At 58.7% G+C, this 25,350-nt stretch carries 28 protein-coding genes; 13 read left to right on the forward strand and 15 right to left on the reverse strand.

Translation table 11 applies throughout. The annotated features are described in order from the left end of the window. Positions 1-3: 3 nt before the first annotated feature. Together ACSV9I_RS13150 and ACSV9I_RS13155 are read left to right on the forward strand one after the other, a co-directional pair. Entirely contained in the window at positions 4-483 is a 480-nt protein-coding gene (locus ACSV9I_RS13150; protein WP_054157912.1) for a TerB family tellurite resistance protein, read from the forward strand. After that, positions 473-1,201: a glutamine amidotransferase gene (locus ACSV9I_RS13155; protein ID WP_438329227.1), complete on the forward strand. Its 729-nt coding sequence runs from the start codon at positions 473-475 to the stop codon at positions 1,199-1,201. Before ACSV9I_RS13150 ends, ACSV9I_RS13155 begins: the two co-directional genes overlap by 11 nt. On the opposite strand, the gene ACSV9I_RS13160 is transcribed toward ACSV9I_RS13155, so the two are convergent. Beyond that, entirely contained in the window at positions 1,186-2,433 is a 1,248-nt protein-coding gene (locus tag ACSV9I_RS13160; RefSeq protein WP_438329228.1) for an MFS transporter, read from the reverse strand. The genes ACSV9I_RS13155 and ACSV9I_RS13160 overlap by 16 nt on opposite strands. Before the next feature lie 127 nt (positions 2,434-2,560). Between ACSV9I_RS13160 and ACSV9I_RS13165 the strand changes: the two genes are divergently transcribed. Next, on the forward strand, positions 2,561-2,842 hold the full coding sequence (locus ACSV9I_RS13165) for a YggT family protein (RefSeq protein WP_054157915.1): 282 nt from the start codon (positions 2,561-2,563) through the stop codon (positions 2,840-2,842). Between the two features lie 26 nt (positions 2,843-2,868). Further along, entirely contained in the window at positions 2,869-3,183 is a 315-nt protein-coding gene (locus tag ACSV9I_RS13170) for a DUF167 domain-containing protein (protein WP_438329229.1), read from the forward strand. Positions 3,184-3,186: 3 nt separating this feature from the next. Here ACSV9I_RS13170 and ppa read toward each other — a convergent pair whose 3' ends face one another. Then, positions 3,187-3,720, reverse strand: coding sequence for an inorganic diphosphatase (ppa, locus tag ACSV9I_RS13175; protein WP_438329230.1), 534 nt, complete (start codon positions 3,718-3,720; stop codon positions 3,187-3,189). Positions 3,721-3,846: 126 nt separating this feature from the next. Between ppa and ACSV9I_RS13180 the strand changes: the two genes are divergently transcribed. Next, a complete protein-coding gene (locus ACSV9I_RS13180) occupies positions 3,847-4,476 on the forward strand; it encodes a hypothetical protein (RefSeq protein ID WP_438329231.1) in 630 nt (209 codons plus the stop codon). 16 nt (positions 4,477-4,492) lie between these two features. Here ACSV9I_RS13180 and ACSV9I_RS13185 read toward each other — a convergent pair whose 3' ends face one another. The 3 genes from ACSV9I_RS13185 to ACSV9I_RS13195 form a co-directional block, all read right to left on the reverse strand. After that, positions 4,493-4,999 (reverse strand): GNAT family N-acetyltransferase, encoded by a 507-nt coding sequence (locus ACSV9I_RS13185; RefSeq protein WP_054157919.1) that lies wholly within the window; start codon positions 4,997-4,999, stop codon positions 4,493-4,495. A 187-nt stretch (positions 5,000-5,186) separates the two neighbouring features. Further along, positions 5,187-7,007, reverse strand: coding sequence for a translational GTPase TypA (gene typA / locus ACSV9I_RS13190; protein ID WP_438329232.1), 1,821 nt, complete (start codon positions 7,005-7,007; stop codon positions 5,187-5,189). Between the two features lie 159 nt (positions 7,008-7,166). Beyond that, the gene (locus ACSV9I_RS13195) at positions 7,167-9,230 is read right to left on the reverse strand and encodes a M3 family metallopeptidase (RefSeq protein WP_438329233.1); all 2,064 of its coding nucleotides are present in this window, start codon (positions 9,228-9,230) and stop codon (positions 7,167-7,169) included. Positions 9,231-9,401: 171 nt separating this feature from the next. Here ACSV9I_RS13195 and ACSV9I_RS13200 point away from each other — a divergent pair, with 171 nt between their 5' ends. After that, positions 9,402-9,851, forward strand: a complete 450-nt coding sequence (locus tag ACSV9I_RS13200) for a hypothetical protein (protein ID WP_245281428.1) — start codon at positions 9,402-9,404, stop codon at positions 9,849-9,851. Between the two features lie 135 nt (positions 9,852-9,986). Continuing rightward, positions 9,987-11,162 carry a multidrug effflux MFS transporter gene (locus ACSV9I_RS13205; protein WP_438329234.1) on the forward strand — a complete coding sequence of 392 codons (1,176 nt, stop codon included), beginning with the start codon at positions 9,987-9,989 and terminating at the stop codon, positions 11,160-11,162. A 59-nt stretch (positions 11,163-11,221) separates the two neighbouring features. Here ACSV9I_RS13205 and ACSV9I_RS13210 read toward each other — a convergent pair whose 3' ends face one another. After that, entirely contained in the window at positions 11,222-12,442 is a 1,221-nt protein-coding gene (locus ACSV9I_RS13210) for an argininosuccinate synthase (RefSeq protein WP_438329235.1), read from the reverse strand. 251 nt (positions 12,443-12,693) lie between these two features. Between ACSV9I_RS13210 and ACSV9I_RS13215 the strand changes: the two genes are divergently transcribed. Next, positions 12,694-13,557, forward strand: coding sequence for an SDR family NAD(P)-dependent oxidoreductase (locus tag ACSV9I_RS13215; protein ID WP_438329236.1), 864 nt, complete (start codon positions 12,694-12,696; stop codon positions 13,555-13,557). 74 nt (positions 13,558-13,631) lie between these two features. Then, positions 13,632-14,273: a LysE family translocator gene (locus tag ACSV9I_RS13220; protein ID WP_438329237.1), complete on the forward strand. Its 642-nt coding sequence runs from the start codon at positions 13,632-13,634 to the stop codon at positions 14,271-14,273. 32 nt (positions 14,274-14,305) lie between these two features. Here the strand turns inward: ACSV9I_RS13220 and rlmN are convergent, their stop codons facing one another. The 4 genes from rlmN to ACSV9I_RS13240 form a co-directional block, all read right to left on the reverse strand. Further along, complete coding sequence (gene rlmN / locus ACSV9I_RS13225; protein ID WP_438329238.1) at positions 14,306-15,544, reverse strand: 23S rRNA (adenine(2503)-C(2))-methyltransferase RlmN; 1,239 nt, start codon at positions 15,542-15,544, stop codon at positions 14,306-14,308. Positions 15,545-15,772: 228 nt separating this feature from the next. Further along, on the reverse strand, positions 15,773-16,276 hold the full coding sequence (locus ACSV9I_RS13230) for an invasion associated locus B family protein (protein WP_054158078.1): 504 nt from the start codon (positions 16,274-16,276) through the stop codon (positions 15,773-15,775). 248 nt (positions 16,277-16,524) lie between these two features. Continuing rightward, the gene (locus ACSV9I_RS13235) at positions 16,525-16,926 is read right to left on the reverse strand and encodes a YkvA family protein (RefSeq protein WP_054158079.1); all 402 of its coding nucleotides are present in this window, start codon (positions 16,924-16,926) and stop codon (positions 16,525-16,527) included. 55 nt (positions 16,927-16,981) lie between these two features. Next, positions 16,982-17,290 carry a 4a-hydroxytetrahydrobiopterin dehydratase gene (locus tag ACSV9I_RS13240; RefSeq protein ID WP_438329239.1) on the reverse strand — a complete coding sequence of 103 codons (309 nt, stop codon included), beginning with the start codon at positions 17,288-17,290 and terminating at the stop codon, positions 16,982-16,984. Positions 17,291-17,319: 29 nt separating this feature from the next. On the opposite strand from ACSV9I_RS13240, the gene ACSV9I_RS13245 reads away from it, so the two are divergent. Beyond that, on the forward strand, positions 17,320-17,793 hold the full coding sequence (locus ACSV9I_RS13245) for a low molecular weight protein-tyrosine-phosphatase (protein ID WP_438329240.1): 474 nt from the start codon (positions 17,320-17,322) through the stop codon (positions 17,791-17,793). Here ACSV9I_RS13245 and thpR read toward each other — a convergent pair. Together thpR and ACSV9I_RS13255 are read right to left on the reverse strand one after the other, a co-directional pair. Further along, positions 17,727-18,320, reverse strand: a complete 594-nt coding sequence (thpR, locus tag ACSV9I_RS13250; protein WP_438329241.1) for an RNA 2',3'-cyclic phosphodiesterase — start codon at positions 18,318-18,320, stop codon at positions 17,727-17,729. The genes ACSV9I_RS13245 and thpR overlap by 67 nt on opposite strands. A 66-nt stretch (positions 18,321-18,386) precedes the next feature. Next, positions 18,387-19,034 (reverse strand): arylesterase, encoded by a 648-nt coding sequence (locus ACSV9I_RS13255; protein WP_438329242.1) that lies wholly within the window; start codon positions 19,032-19,034, stop codon positions 18,387-18,389. Between the two features lie 86 nt (positions 19,035-19,120). On the opposite strand from ACSV9I_RS13255, the gene ACSV9I_RS13260 reads away from it, so the two are divergent. The 3 genes from ACSV9I_RS13260 (at position 19,121) to ACSV9I_RS13270 (ending at position 23,256) form a co-directional block, all read left to right on the forward strand. Then, complete coding sequence (locus tag ACSV9I_RS13260; protein ID WP_438329243.1) at positions 19,121-19,834, forward strand: ABC transporter ATP-binding protein; 714 nt, start codon at positions 19,121-19,123, stop codon at positions 19,832-19,834. Then, entirely contained in the window at positions 19,831-22,377 is a 2,547-nt protein-coding gene (locus ACSV9I_RS13265; RefSeq protein ID WP_438329244.1) for an ABC transporter permease, read from the forward strand. Before ACSV9I_RS13260 ends, ACSV9I_RS13265 begins: the two co-directional genes overlap by 4 nt. A gap of 150 nt (positions 22,378-22,527) precedes the next feature. Then, entirely contained in the window at positions 22,528-23,256 is a 729-nt protein-coding gene (locus ACSV9I_RS13270; RefSeq protein WP_054157931.1) for a Bax inhibitor-1/YccA family protein, read from the forward strand. 186 nt (positions 23,257-23,442) lie between these two features. Here ACSV9I_RS13270 and ACSV9I_RS13275 read toward each other — a convergent pair whose 3' ends face one another. The 3 genes from ACSV9I_RS13275 to ACSV9I_RS13285 all read right to left on the reverse strand — a co-directional run bounded on the left by ACSV9I_RS13275 (position 23,443) and on the right by ACSV9I_RS13285 (position 25,348). Further along, positions 23,443-24,018, reverse strand: a complete 576-nt coding sequence (locus ACSV9I_RS13275) for a CarD family transcriptional regulator (protein ID WP_054157932.1) — start codon at positions 24,016-24,018, stop codon at positions 23,443-23,445. A gap of 385 nt (positions 24,019-24,403) precedes the next feature. After that, a complete protein-coding gene (gene fdxA, locus ACSV9I_RS13280; RefSeq protein ID WP_438329245.1) occupies positions 24,404-24,742 on the reverse strand; it encodes a ferredoxin FdxA in 339 nt (112 codons plus the stop codon). Between the two features lie 195 nt (positions 24,743-24,937). Further along, the gene (locus ACSV9I_RS13285) at positions 24,938-25,348 is read right to left on the reverse strand and encodes an RNA-binding S4 domain-containing protein (protein ID WP_438329246.1); all 411 of its coding nucleotides are present in this window, start codon (positions 25,346-25,348) and stop codon (positions 24,938-24,940) included. Between the last annotated feature and the right edge of the window lie 2 nt (positions 25,349-25,350).

The raw sequence follows: 25,350 nt of genomic DNA on the forward strand, positions 1-25,350 counted from the left end.
CCCATGTTCGAGCGCCTGCAATCCTTCTTCCAAGGCCTGACCGAGAACCGGCAAACGTCTGCCATCGCGCCGGACGATCCGCGCATCACAGTCGCGGCCCTCTGTTTTCAGGTGATGGAAGCCGATGGCCTCGTTCACGAGGACGAACGCCGCAAACTCCGTGAGATCCTCGAGGAAAACTACGAGGTGGAGGGGGACAAGCTCGACGCCCTGATGCTGGCAGCGCAGACGGCAGAAAGTGAAGCGGTCGACTACTACCGCTTCACTGTCGATCTCAAACGTCAGCTTGATGACGAACAAAGACAAAATCTGGTCGGCATCTTGTGGGATATCGTCTATGCCGATGGCGCACGAAGCGAGATGGAAGACCATGCCATCTGGCGGATCTCAGATCTCCTCGCCGTCTCTCCACGCGATCGTATCCTCCAGCGCCAGGACGCCGAACGGCGCGCGGGTCTTGGGGTTACTGACGATGTCGGCTGACGCTAGAAACCGGACTGCAAAGCAGCCGATTCTGATTGTGCTGCATCAGGAAAGCTCAAGCGCCGGGCGCGTCGGCCAGATGCTCTCTGAGAAGGGTTATCCGCTCGATGTCCGCAGACCGGTACTCGGACAGAGCCTGCCCGTGAGCCTGAAGGACCATGCCGGTGCCGTGGTCTTTGGTGGGCCGATGAGCGCCAATGATCCCGACGATTTCGTCAAGCGGGAGATCGATTGGCTCGATATTCCGCTAAAGGAGGACAAGCCATTTCTAGGCATCTGCCTCGGTGCTCAGATGCTGGTCCGTCATCTCGGCGGCAAGGTCGAAGCTGACCGCGACCAGAGAACAGAAATTGGCTGGTATCCCATTCATCCAACCGAACATGGCCGCCTGCTCATGCACTGGCCGCGCATGGTCTACCACTTTCACCGCGAAGGCTTTTCCCTGCCGCACGGCGCCAAGCTTTTGGCGAGCGGGGATATCTATCCGAACCAGGCCTTCCGCTATGGCGCCAACGCCTGGGCCCTACAGTTCCATGCCGAACTGACCCGCGCGATGATGCATCGCTGGGTCGTGCATGGTGCACATCGCTTCGTGCTGCCGAACGCACAGCAGGGACGCGAGCATCTCGAAGGGCGCATGATCTTCGACGCACCCTTGAGAGCCTGGCTATGGGATTTCCTTGATCTTGTATTCGAAGCGCCTCAGCGGGCGTCCTGAGGCTCCGGCGCATCAAGACTATCGATCTTGCGCAATTGCGGGAAACCGAAGGCCCAGGCACCGGCAACGGCAAGCGTGCCAAGACCGCCAATCACCACCGCCGGCACGGGCCCGATGAAATGGGCCATCGTGCCTGCCCGGAACTCACCGAGCTCGTTTGATGCGCCGACAAAGACCATGTTGACCGCATTCACCCGACCACGCACTTCATCCGGCGTCCAGAGTGCAATCAGCGTCTCGCGTACATAGACCGACGCCATGTCGGCCGCTCCCATCAGCATCAGAGCCGCAATCGAGATCCAGGCCGTTTCGGACAGACCGAACATCACCGTGCCAACGCCAAACAGCGCAACACCGATGAACATGAAGATACCGGCATTATGGCGAATCGGGAAACTGGCCAATGCGATGGCGACAATGATCGCACCGATCCCGGGAGCGGCGCGCAGCAGTCCGAGGCCCCATGGACCCAGCGTCAGGATATCCCGGGCAAAGACCGGCATCAGCGCAACGGCGCCACCAAGCAAGACAGCGAAGAGATCGAGCGAGATCGCACCGAGCACGACCTTTTCACCGAAGATAAAGCGAAAACCCGCGAGCAGTGTATCCATCGACACGGCCTTCTCAGACTTGCGCTGCGGTGGCCGAGGGATCAGAAAGACGAGGAGCGCTGCAGCCGTGAAGAAGGCAAGCGAAATGGAATAGGCAAGCACCGGGCTTACACCATAAAGAAGGCCTCCGGCCACCGGGCCGACAATCGAGGCCGTCTGCCAGGACGAAGAGTTCCACGCTACCGCGTTGGACAGATCCTTCGCCGGGACGAGATTCGGGCCAAGAGACTGGACGGCCGGCGCTGCGAAGGCCCTTTCGATGCCGAAGACGACCAGGATGGCAAAGACGATGGTTGGCTCAAAGGCATCGGCAATCGTCAGACCAAGCATGGCGGCGGCGCAAAGCGCGCTCAGCACCATGCAGGCAGAAACGATGGCCCGACGATTGTAGCGGTCGGCCACCGAGCCTGTCACGAGGATCAGCATCAGCGACGGCAGGAATTGCACGAGACCAATCAGGCCGAGATAAAAGGCACTACCTGTCTTGTCATACATCTGCCAGCCGACCGAGACGCTAAGGATCTGGGTGGCGAAGGCGCCTAGAAAGCGGGCAAAGAAGAAGCGCAAATAGGAGGAATGCCGGAACGCCGCAAAACGATCGTCGGCAGAGGAGGAAAGCATCGGAAATACCTTGGCTGCCGGGAAAAGGCCCCAGCGTTAAACATGATTCGGAATGCGTGGTCCCCTTCCACTTGTCCGTTAAGTCGCCAATGTCTACATGTCTGTCAACCAAGAAATGGAGACGTGAATGCCCGTGTTCGATGCTTTGCTTGTAACGATCTTTTATGCGCTCGAGATCTTCAAGTGGATCCTGATAGCGAGCGCGATCTTCTCCTGGCTGTTCGCATTCAACGTTGTGAACGCGAGCAATAGATTTGTCGCGAGCCTTGGCGAATTTTTCTATCAGGTTACGGAACCGGTGCTTCGCCCCATCCGTCGATTTATGCCCAATCTGGGGGGAATCGACATTTCTCCGATCGTCGCGCTGCTGGTTGTGTTCTTCCTCCAGAACCTGCTGATGCGCCTTTAGGCCGCCTCCAGAGTCTCGCTGGTGGCGTGACCCATCCCTATCGCATTTTCGATAGCCATTTGCTGCTCGCCATACGGTTGACGCCGAATGGCGGGCGCGACGGTGTAGACGGCATGGAAACAAACGCCGACAGTCACGCGTACCTCAAAGTGCGCGTCACGGCCGTGCCGGAGAAGGGCAAAGCAAACAAGGCTTTGATCGCCCTGATCTCAAAGACGTTGAAAGTGCCGAAATCGTCTATCGAACTCGTCTCCGGCGACACCGCCAGACAAAAAATCCTCCGGATCGCTGGCGACCCGGAGGATTTGTCAAAACGTCTGGATGGGCTGATATCGCCCTGAGACTTACTTTTCGTTCTTCGCGCGCTCGATCGACTCGAGGATGATCGTCTTGGCGTAGTCAACATCTTTCCAACCACCGATCTTCACCCACTTGCCGGGCTCCAGATCCTTATAGTGCTCGAAGAAGTGCTGAATCTGCTTCAGCGTGATTTCCGGAAGATCCGTGTAATTGGCGATCTTGTCGTAGCGGCGGGTCAGCTTCGGCACCGGAACGGCCAGGATCTTTTCGTCCATGCCGCCATCGTCTTCCATCATCATCACGCCAATCGGGCGCACATTGATCACGCAGCCCGGTACCAGCGGACGGGTGTTGCAGATCAAGACGTCGAGCGGATCGCCATCAAGGCACAGCGTGTGCGGCACGAAACCATAGTTGCCCGGATAGGTCATCGGGGTGTAGAGGAAGCGATCGACCACCAGGGTCCCAGCATCCTTGTCCATTTCATACTTGATCGGTTGGCCACCGACCGGCACCTCAACGATAACGTTGATGTCTTCCGGCGGGTTCTTGCCAATGGCAATTGCATCGATACGCATAGTTGTGGACCCCGTAGAGTGTTGAATTCCAAGGCTACCTAATGCGAATTAGGGGGCATTGCAACACGGCTTTGGACGAAGCTGGGAGACGGATCACTGCCGTGGGATTTATGCTGAGGATATGAGATGAACAAGACAGTCATTCTAATCGCCACGACAGCAGCACTGCTTGGCTTCATGCCCTGCGCCAAAACCACCTACGCTGCGGACAGCGTCTACACCGACCTGAACCTGGATGCATGCGAGACCCTGGCCGAGGATCCGATGGGCGTCTCCCTGCGCTGCAAGGGCTACAAGGACCTGCCCGTCTATTTCAAGGAAGGCGACCTGCGTCAGAGCGTCCAGTTCGGCATCGTAGATCGCGCGCTTGTTGACGGGGCCTTCGAGAGCTTTTCCGCCTTCAATCACGTAAACACCAAAATCGAATGGCGGCTGGGTGACAATGACCAGCCAGTTGCTGCGATCCTGCGGTGGTTCATCGACAATCCGGGACCGGACGGCGGATCGAGCACGGCAACACGCGGTGAAATTCTCGTAGTATCCAAGGTGGCACGCGAAAATGACGGAGGGTCCTGCTTCGTCGCTCTGATCGATGCAAAGGCGAACCCCAATGCCAACGACCTCGCGCGTCGGACGGCCGATGAAAGCGCGGCAAAATTCGCATGCGGCATGGAGGAGCCGGAATGGGTGGGCAGCAAAAGCGGCTTGATCAGCGAGCGTACCTTCAGCTGGCCTGAGGGTTACGTCGTCGAATAAACAGGTCGGTCACCCCTTAGGCCCAGATAAAGCCGAGCTTTTTCAGATGCACATCGTCGAAGTCTTCGACACCCTCGACTGCATCAATACCGCCGTTGGAACGAAAAAAGTTAGCGGCGATTTCGCTGTCTTCGAGACACCATACGACCATGCCATTGCAGCCCAGAGACTTCAGCAACCGGCGCGCCTCGCGAAAGAGTTGGTGTCCCAGCCCAATGCCCTGATACTCCGGCCGCAGGTAGAGCTCGTAAATTTCGCCCTCTTGTGGCAAGGCCCGCGCCCGGTTGAGACCGAGAGACGCATAACCAGCAATTTTCCCGGCCACCTCGACCACAAGAATTGTGGCCGGTCCGCGGGTCGCCTTACGCCACCAGGCCTCACCACGACGCTCGATCATGCGTGTCAGTGCTCGGTGGGGAATGATGCCGGAATAGGCGTGCTGCCAGGCTGACCTATGCGCCTCTGCAATCTCGGCGGCATCAGTCGCATCTGCCACGCGCATGTCGATCGACAACGTCTTCATAACGCACTCTCACCCTCAGTCGACCAAAGCTGGCACGGCTCGGCTCAACGTCCTTCATAGGACACGAGTAAAGAACTTAACGCTTTTTTAAGAGATGTCGCAAGCGCGGGACAGACCCATGCACAGACAAAAACCCCGGCCACAGGGACCGGGGTTTGAATGTCAAATCACATCAGAGGGAAGAGCCTCAGATGGCAGCCTTGGACTTTTCCATGCGCTTGCGATCGTTCGCATCGAGGAACATCTTGCGCAGGCGGATCGACTTCGGCGTGACTTCCATGAGTTCGTCGTCCTGAATCCAGGAGAGAGCGCGGTCGAGCGTCATACGGATCGGCGGGGTCAGCTTGACGGCTTCGTCCTTGCCGGCCGAACGGATGTTGGTCAGCTGCTTGCCCTTGAGAACGTTGACTTCGAGGTCGTTGTCGCGTGTGTGGATGCCGATGATCATGCCGGCATAAACCTTTTCACCTGGCTCGATGATCATCGGGCCACGGTCTTCCAGGTTGAACATGGCGTAGGCAACAGCTTCACCCGACTGGTTGGACAGGAGAACGCCGTTGACGCGACCGGTGATCGCACCCTTGTAAGGCTGGTAGTCGTGGAACAGGCGGTTCATGATCGCCGTGCCACGCGTATCAGTCAGAAGTTCCGACTGGTAGCCGATCAGGCCGCGGGTCGGTGCGTAGAAGCGGAGACGAACGCGGCTGCCGCCGGAAGGGCGAAGCTCGACCATTTCGGCCTTGCGCTCGGACATCTTCTGAACGACGACACCGGAATGCTCTTCATCAACGTCGATGACGACTTCTTCGATCGGCTCCATGGTGGTGCCGTTCTCATCCTTGTGCATGACGACGCGCGGACGCGAGACGGCAAGCTCAAAACCTTCGCGACGCATGGTTTCGATCAGAACGGCCAGCTGCAATTCGCCACGGCCGGAGACGAAGAACGAGTCCTTGCCATCAGATTCTTCGATCTTCAGAGCAACGTTGCCTTCAGCTTCCTTGAACAGGCGGTCGCGGATGACGCGGCTCGTGACCTTGTCGCCTTCGGTGCCGGCAAGCGGGCTGTCGTTAACGAGGAAGGACATGGTGACCGTCGGCGGGTCGATCGGCTGCGCGGTCATCGCTTCGGTGACCGAAGGGTCGCAGAATGTATCGGCAACCGTGCCCTTGGACAGGCCGGCGATGGCGACGATGTCGCCAGCATGCGCTTCTTCAATCGGCTGACGCTCGATGCCGCGGAAAGCGAGGATCTTCGAGATACGACCGGTTTCAACCGTCTTGCCGTCCTGGGCGAGAACCTTGACAGCCTGGTTCGGCTTGATCGAGCCGGAAGCGATACGACCGGTGATGATACGGCCGAGGAAAGGGTTGGCTTCGAGAAGCGTACCGATCATGCGGAACGGGCCTTCTTCGACCTTCGGCTCCGGAACATGCTCAAGCACGAGATCGAGGAGCGGCGCAAGGCCAGCATCCTTCGGGCCTTCAGGATTGACGTTCATCCAGCCATCGCGACCCGAACCGTAAAGGATCGGGAAGTCGAGCTGCTCGTCGGTCGCGTCGAGATTGGCGAAGAGGTCGAAGACTTCGTTGATGACTTCTTCATGGCGGCCGTCCGGACGGTCGATCTTGTTGATCGCAACGATCGGGCGAAGACCAACCTTCAGCGCCTTGCCGACGACGAACTTGGTCTGCGGCATCGGGCCTTCCGAGCTGTCGACCAGAACGATCGCGCCGTCCACCATCGAAAGGATACGCTCGACTTCGCCGCCGAAGTCGGCGTGGCCGGGGGTGTCGACGATGTTGATGCGGTGACCCTTCCACTCGATGGAGGTCGCCTTGGCCAGGATCGTGATGCCACGCTCCTTTTCGAGGTCGTTCGAGTCCATCATGCGCTCAGCGGTGCGCTGGTTTTCGCGGAAAGAACCGGACTGCTTCAGGAGCTCGTCGACGAGGGTCGTTTTTCCATGGTCGACGTGCGCGATGATCGCGATGTTGCGCATTTTCATGATTGTGATCTCTGATAGCTAGGGCGCAACATGGGAGAAGGCGCCGATTTACTTTGGCGCGCTCATACCTTGTTTTTTGCGTGTGCGAAAGGGGTAAACGCCCCAAGGCACCGGCGATGGTTACCGCCGGCGCGGGCCAAACCTCATTTGGGGCGTGAACTAAGCCGCGAGACCCTTCTTCTTCAACATGGCATCCGGGCTCGGCATCTTGCCGCGGAAAGCCTTGTAGGCCTCTTCCGGATCGACGGAGCCGCCAACCGAATAGATGTTTTCCTTGAGCTTTTTCGCTGTCTCCGGATCGAAGGGATCACCAGCCTCCTCGAAAGCGGCAAAGGCGTCGGCATCCAGAACCTCGGACCACATGTAAGAATAGTAGCCAGCCGAGTAGCCGTCTCCGGAAAACACGTGCTGAAAATGCGGCGTCGCGTGACGCATGACGATCGAAGACGGCATCCCGATGTCCGAAAGCACCTCAGCCTGCACGGCCATAGGATCTTCAACGGCTCCGCGGGTGTGGAAGGCCATGTCGACAAGTGCCGAAGAGGTGAACTCGACAGTGTTGAAGCCGGCATTGAAGGTCCGCGCGGCCAAAACCTTGTCGAGCAGCGCTTGCGGCATCGATTCTCCGGTCTCGTAGTGCACCGCATAGGCCTTCAGGATGGCGGGAACCGTCAGCCAATGCTCGTAAAGCTGCGAGGGGAGCTCGACGAAGTCACGCGACACGCCCGTCCCGGCAACCGAGGGATAAGTGACATTCGACAGCATGCCATGGGCGGCATGGCCGAATTCATGAAACAGCGTGCGCGCATCGTCGAGCGAGAGCAATGCAGGACGCCCCGGCTCCGGCTTGGCGAAGTTGCAGACATTGTAGATGATCGGGATTTCGCCTTTCTGACCATTCTTCAACGTCAGACGATGTTGCGACTGGAAGGCACTCATCCAGGCACCGGACCGCTTCGACGGCCGGGCGAAATAGTCGCCGAGGAAGAGCGCAACGAGCTTGTCGTCACGATCGCGGATCTCGAAAAACCGGACGTCGGGGTGGTAGCCGACGACATTCTCAAGCGGTACCGCGCGAATGCCAAAGATGCGGTTGGCAACATCGAAACAGGCTTCAATGATCTTTTCAAGCTGGAGATAGGGCTTGAGCTCTGCTTCCGAAAAATCGAACTTCCGCGCGCGAAGCTTCTCCGCATAATGCCGCCAGTCCCAGGGGGCGACCTCGTGATTTCGTCCATCCTCGGCGATCAGACCGGCAAGCTCCCGCTCCTCGATCTCTGCCTGGCGGACGGCCTTCTGCCAAACCTGCATCAGAAGTCCGTTCACGGTTTCCGGCGTCTTCGCCATGGAATCATCGAGCTTGTAGGCCGCAAAACTCGGGTAGCCGAGAAGCTGTGCCTTTTCTGCGCGAAGTGCCAGCGTTTCCTTGACGATCGCCTGGTTGTCGGTCTCGCCGCCGTTAAGGCCGCGCGACGTCCAGGCCTTGAATGCCTCCTCACGCAGGTCGCGCCGTTCGGAGAAGGTGAGAAAAGGCTCGATGATCGAACGCGACAAGGTGACGACATGACCATGGCCACCGCCATGGGCGGCAGCGGCCGACGCCATCGCCTCGCGCAGAAAAAGAGGAATGCCGGCTAGATCATCCTCACCGGAGAGCGGCAGGATCCAGGACGTCTCGTCGGCCAGCACGTTTTGACCGAAGTTTGCTCCAAGGCTTGCCAGCCTTTCGTTGATCTCGGCCAAACGCTCCTGCTGCGGCTTCGGCAGCTTGGCGCCCGAGCGGACAAATCCCTTCCAGTGGCGCTCCAGCACCCGCATTTCTTCGACAGAAAGCCCGAGTTCGTCGCGGCGGCTCCATAGCGCGTCAACACGCTGGAACAGCGCTGCGTTCATGCTGATCCTGGAATAATGACGGGACATTTTCGGTGCAATATTGCGCTCCAGTCCCTGGATTTGGGCGTTGGTATGCGCCCCGGCCCGGCTCCAGAAAAGGGCGGAGACCCGCGACAGGCTGTCACCCGCCACTTCAAGCGCGACAATCGTATTGGCAAAGGTCGGCGCATCGGCCTGATGAGCAATCGCTTCAATTTCTGCTTCATGCTCCTTCAGCGCGACATCGAAGGCCGGCGCGAAATCATCGTCCGAGACCCGTTCGAAGCGAGGAAGACCATGCGGACCAGTCCATTCGAAGACTGCCGGATTGAATGCGGTCGTATCGGTCATGAAACCTCCTGTGCCGTGTTTCGCGGTCGAGCGAATATCGTCAATGGATATGCTATCGGCACGCACCGAAGGCAAGCTCGCAAAAATCGGTGTACAAACAAACAAATTAACACTCAATTAACCTATGCCGATTGACGAATTTTCGAATGTGAAGGTAGATCGGATCATCCCATGACGAGGATGGTTCAAACCATGGAAATCTTCCCGGTTTATCCGGTCGGCAAAACGTCGCTCAAGGTGACGGATACCCAGCCTACCGCAGATGCACGCAAAGCCACCTTCGAGCCGCTGAAGGACATATCCGACAGCGACAAGATCTTTGAAGACGCGCTCTCCGTCTTCGCCAGCATGACCCCGAGGCGACTTCGGGAAATTGCAGCCGAGAGTTACCAGCGCGACGAAATTGACGAGCAGACCTATCGCGAACTGGCGACAGAACTGCCTCTGCAGGCAGTCGACCGCAACGGCAATGTCACCGATCTTTCGAACCTCACCGACGATACAAACTTTGACTATGCTGAGTACTTCCGGACTCAGCAATCGCTGGCGGAAATGATTGGCGACATGGACATGGCGGACTCCTACACCAAGGTGCTCGACTTCTTCAGCCGCACCAGCTGAGATCTGAAGATCTCGACTTTGGCGAATTTCGCGCTCGCCCTTGCTTCACATTCGCACTAAGTCTCGAACAGGCGGCACCGGACACGGAGCCGCCTGTTCCATGACGTGAAACGGTTTCCCATGATCTCATTGCGAATGAGCGAACGCCGCACGACCTTCCTCGGCGCGCTTCTGACGACCCTCGGCCCTATTTCCATGGCCATTTACACACCGGCTATGCCGGAACTGGTGCTGGCATTCGGTACGACGGAAGCCGCCATCAAACTGAGCCTCTCGCTCTATTTCGCCGGCTTTGCATTGGCCCAGCTGATTGCGGGGCCAATGGCCGACGCTTTGGGACGCAAGCCGGCGACTTTGCTGTTTCTGGCGATCTATATCGCAGGCTCGCTGCTGGCGACGGTGGCAGGCTCGGTAGAACTTATCCTCGTTGCACGCCTGATACAGGGTGTCGGAGCCTCGGTCGGCGTGGTGGTCGGCCGGGCGATCGTCCGCGACCTCTACACAGGCTCTGAAGCTGCCCGCATTCTCAACACGATCGGGATCTTTCTCGCGATCGGGCCGGCCATGGGACCAACACTTGGTGGCCTGACTCTTGCGGCCTTTGGCTGGAACGCTGTCTTTCTTCTCTTGGTCGCTTTCGGCATTCTCACCGCCGCTTGCGTCGTCTTTCTGCTGAAGGAGACGACGACGCCCGACCTCGGCAATCTGCGCCCGGCAAGGCTCGGGACGAATTACGCAGAGGTCCTGGGCAATCCCATATTCCTCTGCGCCTCCCTGGTCCTCAGCGGCACTGTTGGCGCACTCTATGCGCAATCGACCATGCTGCCTTTCGTGCTGATCAATGAAGTCAAGCTGACCCCGGTCCAGTTCGGGATCGGCATGCTGATGCAGTCCGGGGCCTATCTGACCGGCTCGCTGACACTGAAGGCGGCTTCACGCAGGATTTCAGGACAGCAAGCATCCGTCATCGGGATTTCTCTCTGCGGCGTCGGCGCGGTGATCATGGCGACCTCGGTCGCTTTTGTAGCACCCGTCTTCCTGTCGATCATGGGGCCGGTCGCGGTCTGCACATTCGGGCTCGCCTTTCTGACCCCGCAGGTGATCACCGTCGGCATGGCGCCCTTCCCACATATTGCCGGCTCCGCATCGGCGATGACGGGCTTCCTGCAAATGACCGCAGGCTTTGTCGCTGGCGCGGCCGCCGCCGCAATCGGCAATCCCCTCACAGCCTTCGGCATCATCATCCCGGCAATGGAACTCAGTGCCGTAATTGGCTTCCTCCTGCTCGGCAGACTTGTGAAACGGGTATGAAAAAACCCGCCTTCGGGATCGAAGGCGGGTTTTTTCAATGGCCGACGATTGCGACCGGATCAGCGTAGATTACGCTTGGCAAGCGTCCGCAGCCGCAGGGCATTGAGCTTGATGAAGCCGGCCGCATCCTTCTGATCGTAGGCGCCCTGGTCGTCTTCGAAGGTAACCAGCTGGTCGGAATAGAGCGACTTGGACGACTCACGGCCGATAACCATGACATTGCCCTTGTAGAGCTTCAGCGTCACTTCGCCTTCGACATGCTCCTGGCTCTTGTCGATCAACGCCTGCAGCATCTCGCGTTCCGGGGAGAACCAGAAGCCGTAATAGATCAGCTCCGCATAGCGCGGCATGATCTCGTCCTTGAGGTGCGCCGCACCACGGTCGAGTGTGATGGATTCGATGGCGCGGTGCGCCGTGAGAAGGATCGTGCCGCCGGGGGTCTCGTAGACGCCGCGCGACTTCATGCCGACGAAGCGGTTTTCAACGAGGTCGAGACGGCCAATGCCGTTGTCGCGGCCATAGGTGTTGAGTTCGGCCAGCAGCGTAGCCGGGCTCATGCGAACGCCATTGATCGAGACGGCATCACCCTTTTCGAAGCCGACCTTGATGATGGTGGCCTTATCCGGAGCGGCTTCCGGCGAAATCGTGCGCATGTGCACGTATTCAGGGGCTTCCTGGGCCGGATCTTCGAGAACCTTGCCCTCGGAGGAGGAGTGCAGAAGGTTCGCGTCAACCGAAAACGGCGCTTCGCCCTTCTTGTCCTTGGCGACCGGGATCTGATGCTCCTCAGCGAAATTCAGGAGATCTGTACGGCTCTTGAACGCCCAGTCACGCCAGGGCGCGATGATCTTGATATCGGGGTTGAGTGCATAGGCCGAAAGCTCGAAGCGGACCTGGTCATTGCCTTTACCCGTTGCGCCATGGGCGATCGCGTCGGCACCAGTCTTCCTGGCGATGTCGATCAAGTGCTTGGAGATCAGCGGACGGGCAATCGACGTGCCGAGCAGATAGACGCCTTCATAGACGGCGTTGGCGCGGAACATCGGGAAGACGAAATCGCGGACGAATTCCTCGCGCACGTCCTCGATGAAGATTTCCTTGATGCCGAGCATCTCGGCCTTCTTGCGGGCCGGCTCAAGCTCTTCACCCTGGCCGAGATCGGCAGTGAAGGTCACCACTTCCGCATTGAGTTCGGTCTGGAGCCATTTCAGGATGATCGAAGTGTCGAGGCCGCCGGAATAGGCGAGGACGACTTTCTTCACGTCTTTTGGGAGTGCCATATCGATGCGTTCCGTCTGGAGGGGACGGGGCTCAGACCCCGTCTGGATCAAGAATGGCGGCACTTTTAGCGAGATTCCACCGAGGTGCAAGGGCGACGAATGGAATAGACCATCGCTGACGGCTGATGGTCACCAGCGCAGGCAGCATCCGGGCATGTGCCGTCCGTGATCCCGGACGTCTTGTTGACGATGAAGAAGGAGGTAACCATATCCCGACCACCGAGGAACCGCAGACCTTAAAGGAGTTCATCATGACGAACACACATCCCGCCCTCGCAAAAGGACATGTGGCTGTTGTCACCGGAGCCGCATCCGGCATCGGACTCGCTTCTGCGAAGACCTTCGCCCGCATGGGCCTTTCAGTCGTTCTGGTTGACCTCGAGGGTGAACGACTTGCTACAGCACTGGCCGAAGTGACCGACCTTGCACCCGCCGGTGAAGCGGATGCAGTCGCGATCGCAGCAGACGTTTCCAAACCTGACGAACTGGAAGCGCTGGAGCGCGCAGTGATTCAGCGGTTTGGCCGGGTGCATGTGCTGATGAACAATGCCGGCATCCAGCCGGGCAGTGCCTTGTTCGGCCCGCAAGCCAATTGGGATAATGTCTTTGGCGTGAACCTGATGGGCGTCATCTATGGAACCCGGACCTTCGGTCCTGGCATGATCGCGCACAGGGATCCCGCGCTCATCATCAATACGGGCTCCAAACAGGGCATCACGACACCACCCGGCGATCCCGCCTACAACGTCGCCAAGGCAGGCGTGAAGGCCTTCACAGAGGCTCTTCAACACGAACTGCGCAACACGCCGGACTGCAACGTGACCGCACACCTGCTGATCCCCGGTTTCGTCTTTACCGGCCTGACGGCAAATGGCAGGACCGAGAAACCATCGGGCGCGTGGACGCCGGAGGAGACGGTTGATTTCATGCTGGAAAGCCTCGTCAGAGGAGACTTCTACATCCTCTGCCCGGACAACGATGTGAACCGCGCCCTGGACGAAAAACGGATCGCCTGGGCCGCCGGAGACATCATCGAAAACCGCCCTCCACTGTCGCGCTGGCATCCGGACTATGCCGACGCCTTCAAGACATACCTGTCAAATCCCCAAGGCTGATTGGCAAGGTCTTTGAAGGCCGCTAAGGATGACGCACCCGCAAATGGCGGGTGTTTCGTCATGCGGTGACCTCAATGGATTTCATCCCCAGCCTTCCCGTCTTTTTCGCCTTCAGCCTGGCACTCCTGCTCCTGGCCATTACGCCGGGGCCCGACATGACACTCTGGATCAGCCGCTCCCTGCGCGATGGCCGAGCGATCGGTCTGATGACACTCGCGGGCACGAGTTTTGGCATCGCGATCCACACCATGCTTGTTGCCTTCGGTATCTCTGCCTTGATCGTGGCCTCGCCGACGGCCTTTCTGCTTCTGAAAACGGGTGGTGCCGCCTATCTGCTTTGGCTCGCCCTGCAGGCAGTCCGGCACGGCTCGAACTTCGTGATCAAAGCAGAGGGAGACGCGGTCGTCTCGAAGAAGGGCGCTTTCCTGAACGGGCTCTGGGTCAATCTCCTCAATCCCAAGGTCATCATCTTCTTCATGACCTTCCTGCCGCAGTTCGTCACCGCCACGGACCCGAATGTGACAGGCAAGCTGATCTTCCTCGGCCTGTGGTCGATCATTCTGTCGCTGCCGATCGGCGTCGGCATCGTCTATGGGGCGGATTTCATGTCGAGCTGGTTGCAGGCGAACCGCAAGGTTCTGCGCGGCATCGATTACACCTTTGCCGGCGTCTTCTCGATCTTCGCGATGAAGATCTTCATGACCCAGGCCAAGTAGGGTCGAAGGCGGGACTCCCGTCCCGCCGAAACTCAATCGTCGTCTTCGCCGTGATTTGCGATCATCATCGCCTCAAACGCCAGACGCTCGGTCTTGCGCATGCGCTCGGATTCCGACTTCAGCTGGCCACAGGCAGCCAAGATATCACGCCCACGCGGTGTGCGGATCGGAGACGCGAAACCGGCCGAATTGATGAAATCGGCGAATTTCTCGATCTGCGCCCAGTCGGAACACTGATAGTTGGTGCCAGGCCAGGGATTGAACGGGATCAGATTGATCTTCGCCGGAACCCCCTTCAACAGCTGGATCAGGCCCTTGGCATCTTCCAGACTGTCATTGACGTCCTTCAGCATCACATATTCAAAGGTGATGCGGCGGGCATTGGACACGCCCGGATAGTTCCGACAGGCTTCGATCAACTCCTTCAGCGGATACTTCTTGTTGATCGGCACCAACATGTCACGCAACTCGTCACGTACGGCATGCAGCGAGATCGCCAGCATGACGCCAATCTCTTCGCCGGTGCGATAAATCTCGGGAACGACACCCGAGGTCGACAGCGTGATGCGGCGTCTGGACAGCGAAAGACCATCACCATCCGACGCGATCAGCAAAGCGGTCTTCACCTCTTCGAAATTATAGAGAGGTTCACCCATCCCCATCATGACAATATTGGTAATCTTTCGATCGCTAGACGGCACCATGGCACCCACGGGCGTGTCACGATCCGGGAAGTCTCCAAGACGGTCACGAGCCAAGAGGAGCTGCGACAGGATCTCTTCCGCCGTTAGATTGCGAACCAGCTTCTGGGTGCCGGTATGACAGAATGAACAGGTGAGCGTGCAGCCGACCTGGCTCGAAATGCAGAGCGTGCCGCGGCCTTCTTCGGGGATGTAGACGCTTTCGACCTCGACCGGGCGACCGGCACCGCGCGGCGGAAACCGCAGCAGCCACTTGCGGGTGCCGTCGTTGGACACCTGTTCCTCGACGATCTCGGGGCGCGCGATGGTAAAATGCGTCTTCAGCATTTCGCGCATGTCCTTTGAGACATTCGCCATGTGGTCGAAGTCGGAAACACCCCGCACGTAGAGCCAGTTCCAGATCTGCGCGACACGCATCTTGATCTGCTTTTCCGGCACACCCTTGTCACGCAGAGCCGCGCCGAGATCGTCTCGGTTAAGGCCAATCAAACTCGGCTTCTCGCCACCAGCGGAAGCGCGGGGAGCGACGATCGTCTGCGTGCGTTCAGGAAGCGTCACGGTGACAGTCATGTTCAGACCTCTTGGCCATATCTCGAACCCTGCTCGGCAGGAGCGGCTCAACTCTGGCACTGCATGGATACGGGTTTGAGGACGCTGGACAGGCCACGCGTCCGAGTTTCAGCGGCCAATAGCAGCTTTTTTCCGTTTCGTCACCCCGGGCGACTTCGGCAAGCCGGCGGCCAAACGGAAACGGGGCCGGCAATGCCGGCCCCGATCATCAATCGCTGTGCAAAGAGCTTACTTGCAGTTCTGAATCTTCTGCAGGGCAGCCGAAATGCCGGACAGCGAATAGCTGTAATTGGTGGCGGTGCCGCGCGACGAAACAGCCTTCACGGTCATCGAGGAGCCATTCTTCATCGCAGCGACGAGAGCGGGCTCTTCCGCAGCATTCTCAACCCAGGCCGAACTGTCCTTGACGAACATCACGAAATTCTTGTCGTCGATCGTCACATTGACCTTGGAATCACCCTTCATCGGATATCCCATCATGGCCTGTGGCTCATATGAAATGTTCTGACCGGGGCGCTGCGAGACGACGAAGAAGATATCGCCGTGATTGACGCTGGCCGGCTCCTTTGTCGTCGGAACGGACAGCACGTAGCAAACGGTGCCGCCGTTGGACTTGTAGGAGTAGGCGCCCCAGGCCTTGAACTGCTCGATCCTCGTCGGCGATTGAGCATTTGCGAGCCCGCTGCTCGCCAGGATGAGTGCCAGTGCGGTTACGCTACTTCTTACGAACATGTCTTCCTGCCGGTTGTTTCCATCCAGCGCCCGACCCGATGGTTGGACGCGCATCGCCAAAAACTGTGTTCAGTTTGACTTAATTTACCTTACCAAACCGTGAACGGGATCCAATTTGATGTCGCAATCCCGAGCCACGGTCATCCCGTTCGGCAAGATCCACACATCGGCCTTGCAGCCGTTGCGAGATGTAGAAGGAAAGAATTAGGCGAGAATTGGGCTTACGCCCGTTTTCCCGCTTTGACCGATCATGTGCGTGATGCCGTCGGACCTTCGCCCTCTGGGACATCCGCAAGGACATCATCGGCAGCATCGTAATGGCGCTCCTTGATGTGCTTGTTGATCATGGCAAGCGCAGTCGTCAGCACCGCGATATCGTCGGTGAAGCCGACAACGGCCAGAACGTCCGGAACAACATCAATCGGCATGACAAAATAGGCAAGCGCTGCAAGCAACGTACCCCGCACGCGCAAGGGCGTTTCACGGTCAACGGCACAGTAATAGGCAGCCACCACATCACGCGAAAACGGGATGCGCCGAGCCGCCTTGCGAAAGGTCGGCCAGAAGCGGTCACGCACTTTCTGCTCCTGCTTTTCCTGGGTCGCCTCGTCGCCAGGAAGCAGGATTTCACCGATTTTCACGTCATCCATGACCGTCGATCCTTGTTGCTGCCGATCAACCATATGTGAAGACACAGGGTGAAATTCAATGGCCGGAATTGCCGCCGGCCGCCCGGTCCATCATCAAGGCAAGCTTGAAATCCAACTCGGTAATCCCGCCAGCGTCATGAGTCGTTAGTGTCACGTGGACTTTGCGATAGACGTTAAACCACTCCGGATGGTGATCAAGGTGCTCTGCCGCAAGTGCGGATTCGGCCATGAAGGCAAAGGCCCGACGAAAATCCCGAAAGATGAAGTGCTTTTCCAGAGCGGCTCCGTCGCGGCAAATGGCCCATCCTTCCATTCCTGCAAGGCGCGCGGCGATTGCCGCCGGATCGAGTTTCTCGTATCGCATCTTGGTCTCCTGAATTTCCGGAATGATCCATGCCCAAGCCATCCGTCCTGTTCGTCTGCCTTGGCAATATCTGCCGCTCTCCCCTTGCCGAAGGAATCTACCGCCATCTCTGCGGCGCAGCCCATGACGACGAGAGCATTGGATCTGCGGGCCTCGGTGGCTGGCATGCCGGCGACCCGCCGGATCCTCGGTCAATCCACGTTGCCAGACAACACGGTATCGACATATCGCGCCAACGCGCCCGGCATTTGAGCCTCGACGACTTTCGACGCTATGAGTTAATCCTTGCCATGGACAGCAGCAATCTTGCGCGGCTCAGGGCATTGGCACCCAAAGACAGCATAGCCAGAGTCGAGCTTTTCAGCCAAGCCTGCCATGGGACTCAAGAAGATGTACCAGACCCGTACTATGGCGCGGCCGACGGGTTCCGGAGCGTCTATACCATGCTCTTTGCCGGGTGTGAGGCACTGCTGGAAAGCACGGGGCGCGATACCGCCTCGTGAAGCGGGAAAACTTCTTCGGTCAGATAGGGCCCACCTCCGACCGACTCTTTCGAGGATAGGAGCACGAAGCGGGAAACCGTGAACGGAACAGTGCTGAAATCGCCGCGACCGGCCATGTAGTGCACGACGTCCTCAACCCGTGAGGCCTTCAACCGTGCAAGCGTCACATGGGGCGAGAATCGGCGTGGATCCGGCGGCAGACCGATCCGCTGGCAGATGCGTTCGATTTCGGCCTGCAGGGCAAACATCTCGGGTGCCGGAGAAACGCCGGCCCAGATTGAATGCGGTTTTTTCGATCCAAACGACCCGACACCATTCAACGAGAGAGAGAATTCAGGCCTGTCGATACGATCGAGCCGATCGACAATCTCGTCTGCGGTCCGACCATCGACATCGCCGATAAACCGCAGGGTGATGTGGTAGTTCTCAACATCGATCCAGCGACCGCCGGGAAGGCCGCCGCGCAACAATGAAAGGCTCATCGCCGCATTGCGCGGAATTTCGAGGGCAGTGAACAATCTCGGCATGGAGAGTTCCTCGAATCTTTTGCAGATGCTCACAGCGAATCACGCAAGGCTCGGACGCGCAAGAGCCTAATTCTGGTTACCCTCAATCGTCTTCACCCAAGTCTCGACGAGAGGCAGCATCCGCGTGGAAATCAGGTCGAGACCTTTTGTGTTCGGATGCATGCCATCCTCCAGCAGCAGGGAACGTTCGGTGATCACGCCCTCCATGATGAAGGGATAGAGCGGCAACTGATGCTTTTCGGCAAGGCGCGGATAGATTGCGTTGAATTTCTGGCCGTAATCCTCGCCCATATTGGGTGGCGCCATCATGCCGACGAGAAAGACCGGGATGCCGCGCGCCTTCAGCTGCGTGATGATCTGCTCGAGGTTACGTTCCGTCTGATCGGGTGGGACGCCACGCAGGGCGTCGTTGGCGCCGAGTTCGAGGATAACACCATCCGTACCATCAGGGACCGACCAGTCGACGCGCGACAAACCGCCTGACGTCGTATCTCCCGAGACCCCTGCATTGGTAATGGAAAGCTCATGCCCTTTCTCGGCAAGTTTTCGCTGCAACTGCGCGGGCAGCGCATCTTCCTGAGGCAGCTGATAACCGGCCATCAGGCTATCGCCGAACCCGACAAGTTGAAGGCTTTGGGCTGAAGCACCGGTTGCGCCGGTAAGAATGCCCGTCAGGATCACGGCGAAATGAAGCAGCGCTGCTTTAAAACTCATGGTGCCTTTCCTAGATTGCGTCAGTGTCGCCCCTTCAGTCTGGACAGGCGGCGACCCTTGTTTCCAGTGATATAGGATGCCCGCGTGTGAGAAACACCATCATCGAACTGAAAAGCGCCGATCTCACCCTGGGCAATGCCGCCGCCTCCGTGCATGTTTTGAAAAACATCGATCTTTCGATCGCGGAGGGCGAAGCCGTGGGCATTGTCGGGCCGTCTGGCTCGGGCAAGTCGACGCTGCTGATGGTGCTTGCCGGCCTGGAACGATTGGACAGCGGTGAGATAAACCTGCGCGGAACGCCGCTGCACACATTGAGCGAGGATCGACTGGCCGATTTTCGCGGCAAGAACATCGGCATCGTCTTTCAGTCCTTTCACCTGATCGCCAACATGACAGCGCTTGAGAATGTCGCCGTTCCGCTGGAGCTTGCCAATGTGCGCAATGCCTTCGACATTGCCCGCGCAGAGCTTGAGGCCGTCGGCCTTGGCGAACGACTGAGCCACTATCCCGGTCAACTTTCCGGCGGGGAGCAACAGCGCGTGGCGATTGCGCGCGCGCTCGCTCCCTCCCCGGCCGTCCTCATTGCCGATGAACCGACCGGCAATCTCGACACGGATACGGGCCGACAGATTGCTGACCTGCTGTTTGCCAAGCAGAAGGAACGCGCGATGACGCTCGTGCTCGTCACCCATGATCCGTCTCTGGCAGCCCGTTGCTCAAGGCAGATCCGCGTCGCTTCCGGCACGATTGCCGGCGACAGCCAGTCCGAAGCCTCGCATCGCACCCCGGTGCCGGCATGACGGGCTCATTGACCCGCTTGTCCGTCGCCCTTCGAATTGCGCTCCGCGAACTGCGTGGTGGCCTCAAGGGCTTCTACATCTTTCTCGCCTGTATCGCGCTTGGAACAGGCGCAATTGCAGCGGTCAATTCCGTATCCGGTGCAATTACGAACGCGATCTCGTCCGAAGGCAGGACGCTGCTTGCGGGGGATATGCGCTTCGAACTGGACAATCGCGAAACGACGGCGGAGGAACGCGCCTTTCTGGAGCGCTTCGGTGATGTCTCGGTGTCGACCAATCTCAGATCCATGGCACGTCTCGCCGATGGTTCGGACCAATCACTGGTCGAAATCAAGGCTGTCGACCAGGCCTATCCTCTCTATGGTCGTCTCACCGCAGAGCCCGACCGCCCTCTGAATGAGTTGCTCGCGCCCGAGGGGGATGTCTACGGCGCCCTCGTGGCACCCCTTCTGCTGGAGCGCATGAACATCAAGGTCGGCGACGACCTGCTGGTCGGCAACGCCCGCTTCCGCATTACCGGCACAATCGCCAACGAACCGGATGCCATCTCGGACGGCTTCGGCTTCGCCCCCCGCTTCCTGACCAGCCGTGACGCTTTGCGCGCAAGCGGGCTCATCGCGACCGGCAGCCTGGTGGAACATGCCTATAAGATCCGGTTCGAGAACCCCGACCAGAGCGCAGCTGCCATCCGGACGGAGGCGGAGCGCGACTTCCCGGCCGCAGGCTGGTCAATCCGGGCCAGCGACCGTGCAGCACCTGCCCTTGCCGAGAACGTCGAACGTTTCTCCCAGTTCCTGACCTTGGTTGGTTTGACCGCATTGATCGTTGGCGGCGTAGGTGTAGCCAATGCGGTCCGTGCCTTCCTCGATTCCAAGCGGACGGTGATCGCAACACTGAAATGCGTCGGCGCTCCGGCCTCCGTGGTCGTGATGGTCTACCTCATTCAGATCACACTCGTCGCCACACTCGGCATAGCTCTCGGCCTTGTGCTTGGCGCCATCGCACCCATGATTACGGCGAGCTACCTTCAGGGCGTACTACCCATCTCAACCGAATTCACCCTGTATCCCCGTGCGCTCTTGCTCGCCGGTATCTTTGGGCTTCTGGTGACCTTTGCTTTTGCCATCCTGCCGCTTGGCCATGCGCGTCGCGTGCCCGCGACAGCGCTGTTTCGCGAGCAAGGCTTCGAGGAAAGCGGCCTCGCACCATGGCCCTACATCGTCACCATGGTATTGGCCCTCGGCGCCATGGCGGCGCTGGCCATCTTTACCTCGGAACAGCAACGCATCGCGACGATCTTCTTGGCAGCTATGGCAGCCGGCTTTGTGCTGTTACGCTTGGTCGCCTATCTGATCGCACTTGCCGCCAAGCGCAGCCCGCGCATCAACTCGGCTGCCCTGCGCCTTGCGGTTGGCAATATCCACCGCCCGGGCGCCCTGACACCTGCGGTGACCCTTTCGCTCGGCCTGGGCCTCAGCCTGCTCGTGGCGCTTGCTCTGATCGACGGTAATCTGCGCCGGGAACTTACCGGTAACCTGCCCGAAAGGGCACCCAACTTCTTCTTCGTCGACATCCAGGGCAGTGAAGTCGAGCGCTTCCGGCAAGTGGTCGAAGGTCTTTCACCCAAAGGCAAGCTGATTGAAGTCCCAATGCTGCGGGGACGGGTGCTCGAGTTGAACGGCATCGACGTCGCGAAGGTCGACGTGCCGCCGGAAGGTCGCTGGGTGCTGCGCGGTGACCGAGGACTGACCTATGCTCGCAACCTTCCCGAAAACAGTTCGCTGGCGGAGGGAGAATGGTGGCCTGCGGACTATGCGGGCGAACCGCTTGTCTCTTTTTCCGAGGAGGAAGGGCGTGAACTCGGCCTGAAGATTGGCGACACCATCACCGTCAACGTGCTCGGTCGCAACATCACGGCAAGGCTCGCAAACTTCCGCAAGGTGCAGTGGGAAAGTCTGTCGATGAATTTCGTCATGATCTTCTCGCCGAACACGTTTGCAGGCGCACCCCATGCCTGGCTCGCTACGTTGATCGACGGCGAAGCGACGGCCGGCGATGAAGCCACGATCCTGCGCTCAGTCACCCAGCAGTTCCCGACGATCACAACAGTCCGGGTGAAGGATGCGATCGAGGTCGTCGATAAGTTGGTCGGCCAGCTTGCCACCGCGATCCGTGCGGCTGCTGCTATAGCCCTGATCGCCTCCGTACTGGTCCTCTCCGGTGCACTGGCGGCCGGAAACAGAGCCCGCACCCATGACGCCGTCATTCTCAAGACCCTCGGGGCTACCCGGGCCATGCTGATCCGTGCCTTCACCTACGAATACATGCTACTTGGCACTGCCACAGCCGTCTTCGCGCTGGCATCCGGCGGTGGCATTGCCTGGTTTGTCCTGACCCGGATCATGAAACTCCCATCCGCATTCTTGCCAGACGTTGCAGTCTCGACGATCGTGATTGCGCTCGTCGTGACGATCGGCATTGGTCTCGCAGGCACATGGCGCATTCTGGGACAGAAGGCGGCCCCGGTTCTCAGGGAGCTCTGAACGCGCCCGACAAGCATTACGCCGTTTTAAGGTGAAGGGCCTTGCCGACAGGCGGGGGACATCTCATATTGGAGATACGCATGCTGGGCTTCGCAGCGGCGCAGGAGTTTTGCTCCGCCGTACAACATCGAAGCTTTGAAAGAGGAAATCATGTCTGAACTTCGCAACTATCAAAGCCGGACGGGGAACGCCCAGTCGGCCACGATGATCGACGAAGGTCTGCGCGCCTATATGCTCAAGGTGTACAACCTGATGGCACTCGGCCTCGCCATCACTGGCGTCGCGGCTTTCGCTACATTCCAGATGGCCGTATCGAGCCCTGCCTTCGCTCAGGCGATTTATGGATCGCCGCTGCGCTGGGTGGTCATGCTGGCGCCGCTTGCCATGGTCTTTTTCCTGAGCTTCCGCATCGAAAAGATGAGCGTCGCGGCCGCCCAGACCACGTTCTGGATCTACGCAGCCCTGATGGGACTGTCCCTGTCGTCCATCTTCCTCGTCTACACGGGCGCCAGCATCGTGCAGACCTTCTTCGTGACGGCAGCCTCCTTTGGAGCGCTGTCTCTCTATGGTTACACGACCAAGCGTAGCCTGTCCGCAATGGGCTCGTTCATGGTGATGGGCCTGTTTGGCTTGATCATTGCATCGCTCGTCAATCTGTTCCTCGCGTCGTCCGCACTGGATTTCGCGATTTCGGCGGCCGGCGTTCTGATCTTTGCTGGCCTCACCGCCTGGGATACGCAGTCGATCAAGGAAGCCTACTACGAGGCCGATGGAGCTGAGACTGCTGGCCGCAAGGCCATCATGGGCGCGCTGCGTCTCTATCTCGATTTCATCAACCTCTTCCTGTTCCTCCTGCGCTTCCTCGGAAACCGGGACTAACCGGACACGCTTTGAGGCATATCGAACCCCGCTCCGGCGGGGTTCTTTTTTGCCCTTCCCTCTCAAGGGGGGAAGTCCGTAAACTCTATCGGATCAGCACTTCGGGCCCGCATCACCGGCAATCAGGCACAAAAAAACCTCCGGCTTTCACCGGAGGTTTTTTGGATGACCTGTATTGGATCAAGCTTATGCAGCTTCTTCCTGGGAGTCGTCTTCGTCAATGGTCTTGCCGCGCTTCGGACCCTTGGCGAGATTTACCTCGACGAGGCGAACAGCTTCGGTTTCAGACATCTTGTTCACAGCGGCGATTTCACGAGCCATGCGATCAAGCGCTGCTTCGTAAAGCTGGCGCTCAGAGTAAGACTGTTCCGGCTGGTTTTCCGCACGGTAGAGATCACGAACAACCTCGGCGATCGAGATCAGATCGCCGGAATTGATCTTCTGATCATATTCCTGGGCGCGACGCGACCACATGGTGCGCTTGACGCGCGCCTTACCCTGCACGACCTTCAGGGCGCGGTCTACGAAATCGGTTTCGGACAGCTTGCGCATACCGATGCTCACAGCCTTTGCGACCGGAACCTTAAGACGCATCTTGTCTTTTTCGAAATCGATCACAAAAAGCTCAAGCTTCATGCCGGCGACTTCTTGCTCATCGATGGCGGTGATGGTACCCACGCCATGAGCGGGGTATACGATCGACTCGCCGGTCTTGAAGCCGTGGCGTGCCGAGGAATTCTTCTTCTGCTGCTGGGTCGTCATTCTAATCAAACACTCCCTGTTTTGCTCCGGCGTGGGTGCCGGCCGCCGGGTCGGTCAGGCCCGGATGAGATGTCTCGAATACGTCGACACATCCTGCTCCAGTGCGACACAGCTGAACATCACGCTTGCCGCGATGATAAAGCGACACGAAGTGTCGCCCGATCTCACGTAATTCGAGGCAAAGGTGAAGTTGCTTTCGTGATGGTTCTGGGCACAACTATGCCGCAAAGTGGAACAGTTTCTGGACCCTAACACAAAAAGATGCGGAAATCAATATTTTACTGCATCGCGTCACAAAGCGGGCACAGATGGCACCAGAAGGAGGCCGTGTGACGGAAAAATGAGCACGAATCGCTTGATAGGGGAACCCGGACTGCGATGAACCTTAATCGCCCGAGCCCGGATTTTCCGAGAAATACTGTTCGAACTTGCCGTCGACGCCGTCCATTTCCTTGGCTTCTGGCATCGGGTCCTTCTTGACCGTGATATTCGGCCAGATCTTCGCGTAGTCCGCATTGATCTTGAGCCACTTGTCGAGACCCGGTTCTGTGTCGGGCTTGATCGCCTCTGCGGGACATTCAGGTTCGCAGACGCCGCAGTCAATGCATTCGTCCGGATGGATGACGAGGAAGTTTTCGCCCTCATAAAAGCAATCGACGGGGCATACCTCGACGCAGTCGGTATATTTGCAGCGAATGCAATTGTCAGTGACGATATAGGTCATGCGGCACTCCAGAATGACGTTCTCAAACAACCGACGCGGGGCCATCGACACACCCGAGGGGCACCTGTGGACCGCGCAACAGAAACGATCGAATAGGTTTGAACCGTTCTTGTTGGATAGCGATGTGAGCTACTGCGTTATTCTGGCCAAGGCAAGGATAACAATTCTCATTTTTCCGGCAGGTGGGCAAAATTTCTAATCGACATCGCCGTCGAAGGGAGCGCGCAGCTCTTCGAGCGCCCGGCGCTCCTTTTTGGTCGGTCGACCAGCACCCGCCGGACGTATACCCTGCTCGAAGGGCGAGAATTCCTTTCTCACCGGTGGCGGTGTCAGGTCTTCGTAGAGCAGTCGGGCCTCCTCATAGGGCCCGCGCCGTTCTCCCGGCAGCTTCACGACCAGGATGAGCTCGCGCTCAGGCATTGAGATATCCAGTCTATCACCCGCCTTGAGCTGATGACTGGGCTGACGCACCGGCTTGCCGTTGACGCGCACATGCCCCGACGCCACGCGCTCTTGCGCGAGGCTGCGTGATTTTGCCACACGGGCGAAGAACAGCCATTTGTCGATGCGCTGGCGCGAACCGGATTTTGGCTGATCGTCGTCCATGG

The organism is Rhizobium sp. G187 (genome assembly GCF_051549525.1).
Taxonomy (GTDB): Bacteria; Pseudomonadota; Alphaproteobacteria; order Rhizobiales; family Rhizobiaceae; genus Allorhizobium.

Coding starts and splice junctions, on each gene's coding strand:
- ppa (WP_438329230.1), bottom strand. CDS start 3,720: ATGCGTATCGATGCAATTGCCATTGGCAAGAACCCGCCGGAAGACATC.
- ACSV9I_RS13245 (WP_438329240.1), top strand. CDS start 17,320: ATGCCCAAGCCATCCGTCCTGTTCGTCTGCCTTGGCAATATCTGCCGC.
- ACSV9I_RS13255 (WP_438329242.1), bottom strand. CDS start 19,034: ATGAGTTTTAAAGCAGCGCTGCTTCATTTCGCCGTGATCCTGACGGGC.
- ACSV9I_RS13200 (WP_245281428.1), top strand. CDS start 9,402: ATGACGAGGATGGTTCAAACCATGGAAATCTTCCCGGTTTATCCGGTC.
- ACSV9I_RS13235 (WP_054158079.1), bottom strand. CDS start 16,926: ATGGATGACGTGAAAATCGGTGAAATCCTGCTTCCTGGCGACGAGGCG.
- ACSV9I_RS13285 (WP_438329246.1), bottom strand. CDS start 25,348: ATGGACGACGATCAGCCAAAATCCGGTTCGCGCCAGCGCATCGACAAA.
- ACSV9I_RS13150 (WP_054157912.1), top strand. CDS start 4: ATGTTCGAGCGCCTGCAATCCTTCTTCCAAGGCCTGACCGAGAACCGG.
- ACSV9I_RS13210 (WP_438329235.1), bottom strand. CDS start 12,442: ATGGCACTCCCAAAAGACGTGAAGAAAGTCGTCCTCGCCTATTCCGGC.
- typA (WP_438329232.1), bottom strand. CDS start 7,007: ATGAAAATGCGCAACATCGCGATCATCGCGCACGTCGACCATGGAAAA.
- fdxA (WP_438329245.1), bottom strand. CDS start 24,742: ATGACCTATATCGTCACTGACAATTGCATTCGCTGCAAATATACCGAC.
- ACSV9I_RS13165 (WP_054157915.1), top strand. CDS start 2,561: ATGCCCGTGTTCGATGCTTTGCTTGTAACGATCTTTTATGCGCTCGAG.
- thpR (WP_438329241.1), bottom strand. CDS start 18,320: ATGCCGAGATTGTTCACTGCCCTCGAAATTCCGCGCAATGCGGCGATG.
- ACSV9I_RS13220 (WP_438329237.1), top strand. CDS start 13,632: ATGGATTTCATCCCCAGCCTTCCCGTCTTTTTCGCCTTCAGCCTGGCA.
- ACSV9I_RS13205 (WP_438329234.1), top strand. CDS start 9,987: ATGAGCGAACGCCGCACGACCTTCCTCGGCGCGCTTCTGACGACCCTC.
- ACSV9I_RS13195 (WP_438329233.1), bottom strand. CDS start 9,230: ATGACCGATACGACCGCATTCAATCCGGCAGTCTTCGAATGGACTGGT.
- ACSV9I_RS13185 (WP_054157919.1), bottom strand. CDS start 4,999: ATGAAGACGTTGTCGATCGACATGCGCGTGGCAGATGCGACTGATGCC.
- ACSV9I_RS13240 (WP_438329239.1), bottom strand. CDS start 17,290: ATGCGATACGAGAAACTCGATCCGGCGGCAATCGCCGCGCGCCTTGCA.
- ACSV9I_RS13215 (WP_438329236.1), top strand. CDS start 12,694: ATGACGAACACACATCCCGCCCTCGCAAAAGGACATGTGGCTGTTGTC.
- rlmN (WP_438329238.1), bottom strand. CDS start 15,544: ATGACTGTCACCGTGACGCTTCCTGAACGCACGCAGACGATCGTCGCT.
- ACSV9I_RS13265 (WP_438329244.1), top strand. CDS start 19,831: ATGACGGGCTCATTGACCCGCTTGTCCGTCGCCCTTCGAATTGCGCTC.
- ACSV9I_RS13230 (WP_054158078.1), bottom strand. CDS start 16,276: ATGTTCGTAAGAAGTAGCGTAACCGCACTGGCACTCATCCTGGCGAGC.
- ACSV9I_RS13270 (WP_054157931.1), top strand. CDS start 22,528: ATGTCTGAACTTCGCAACTATCAAAGCCGGACGGGGAACGCCCAGTCG.
- ACSV9I_RS13275 (WP_054157932.1), bottom strand. CDS start 24,018: ATGACGACCCAGCAGCAGAAGAAGAATTCCTCGGCACGCCACGGCTTC.
- ACSV9I_RS13155 (WP_438329227.1), top strand. CDS start 473: ATGTCGGCTGACGCTAGAAACCGGACTGCAAAGCAGCCGATTCTGATT.
- ACSV9I_RS13160 (WP_438329228.1), bottom strand. CDS start 2,433: ATGCTTTCCTCCTCTGCCGACGATCGTTTTGCGGCGTTCCGGCATTCC.
- ACSV9I_RS13180 (WP_438329231.1), top strand. CDS start 3,847: ATGAACAAGACAGTCATTCTAATCGCCACGACAGCAGCACTGCTTGGC.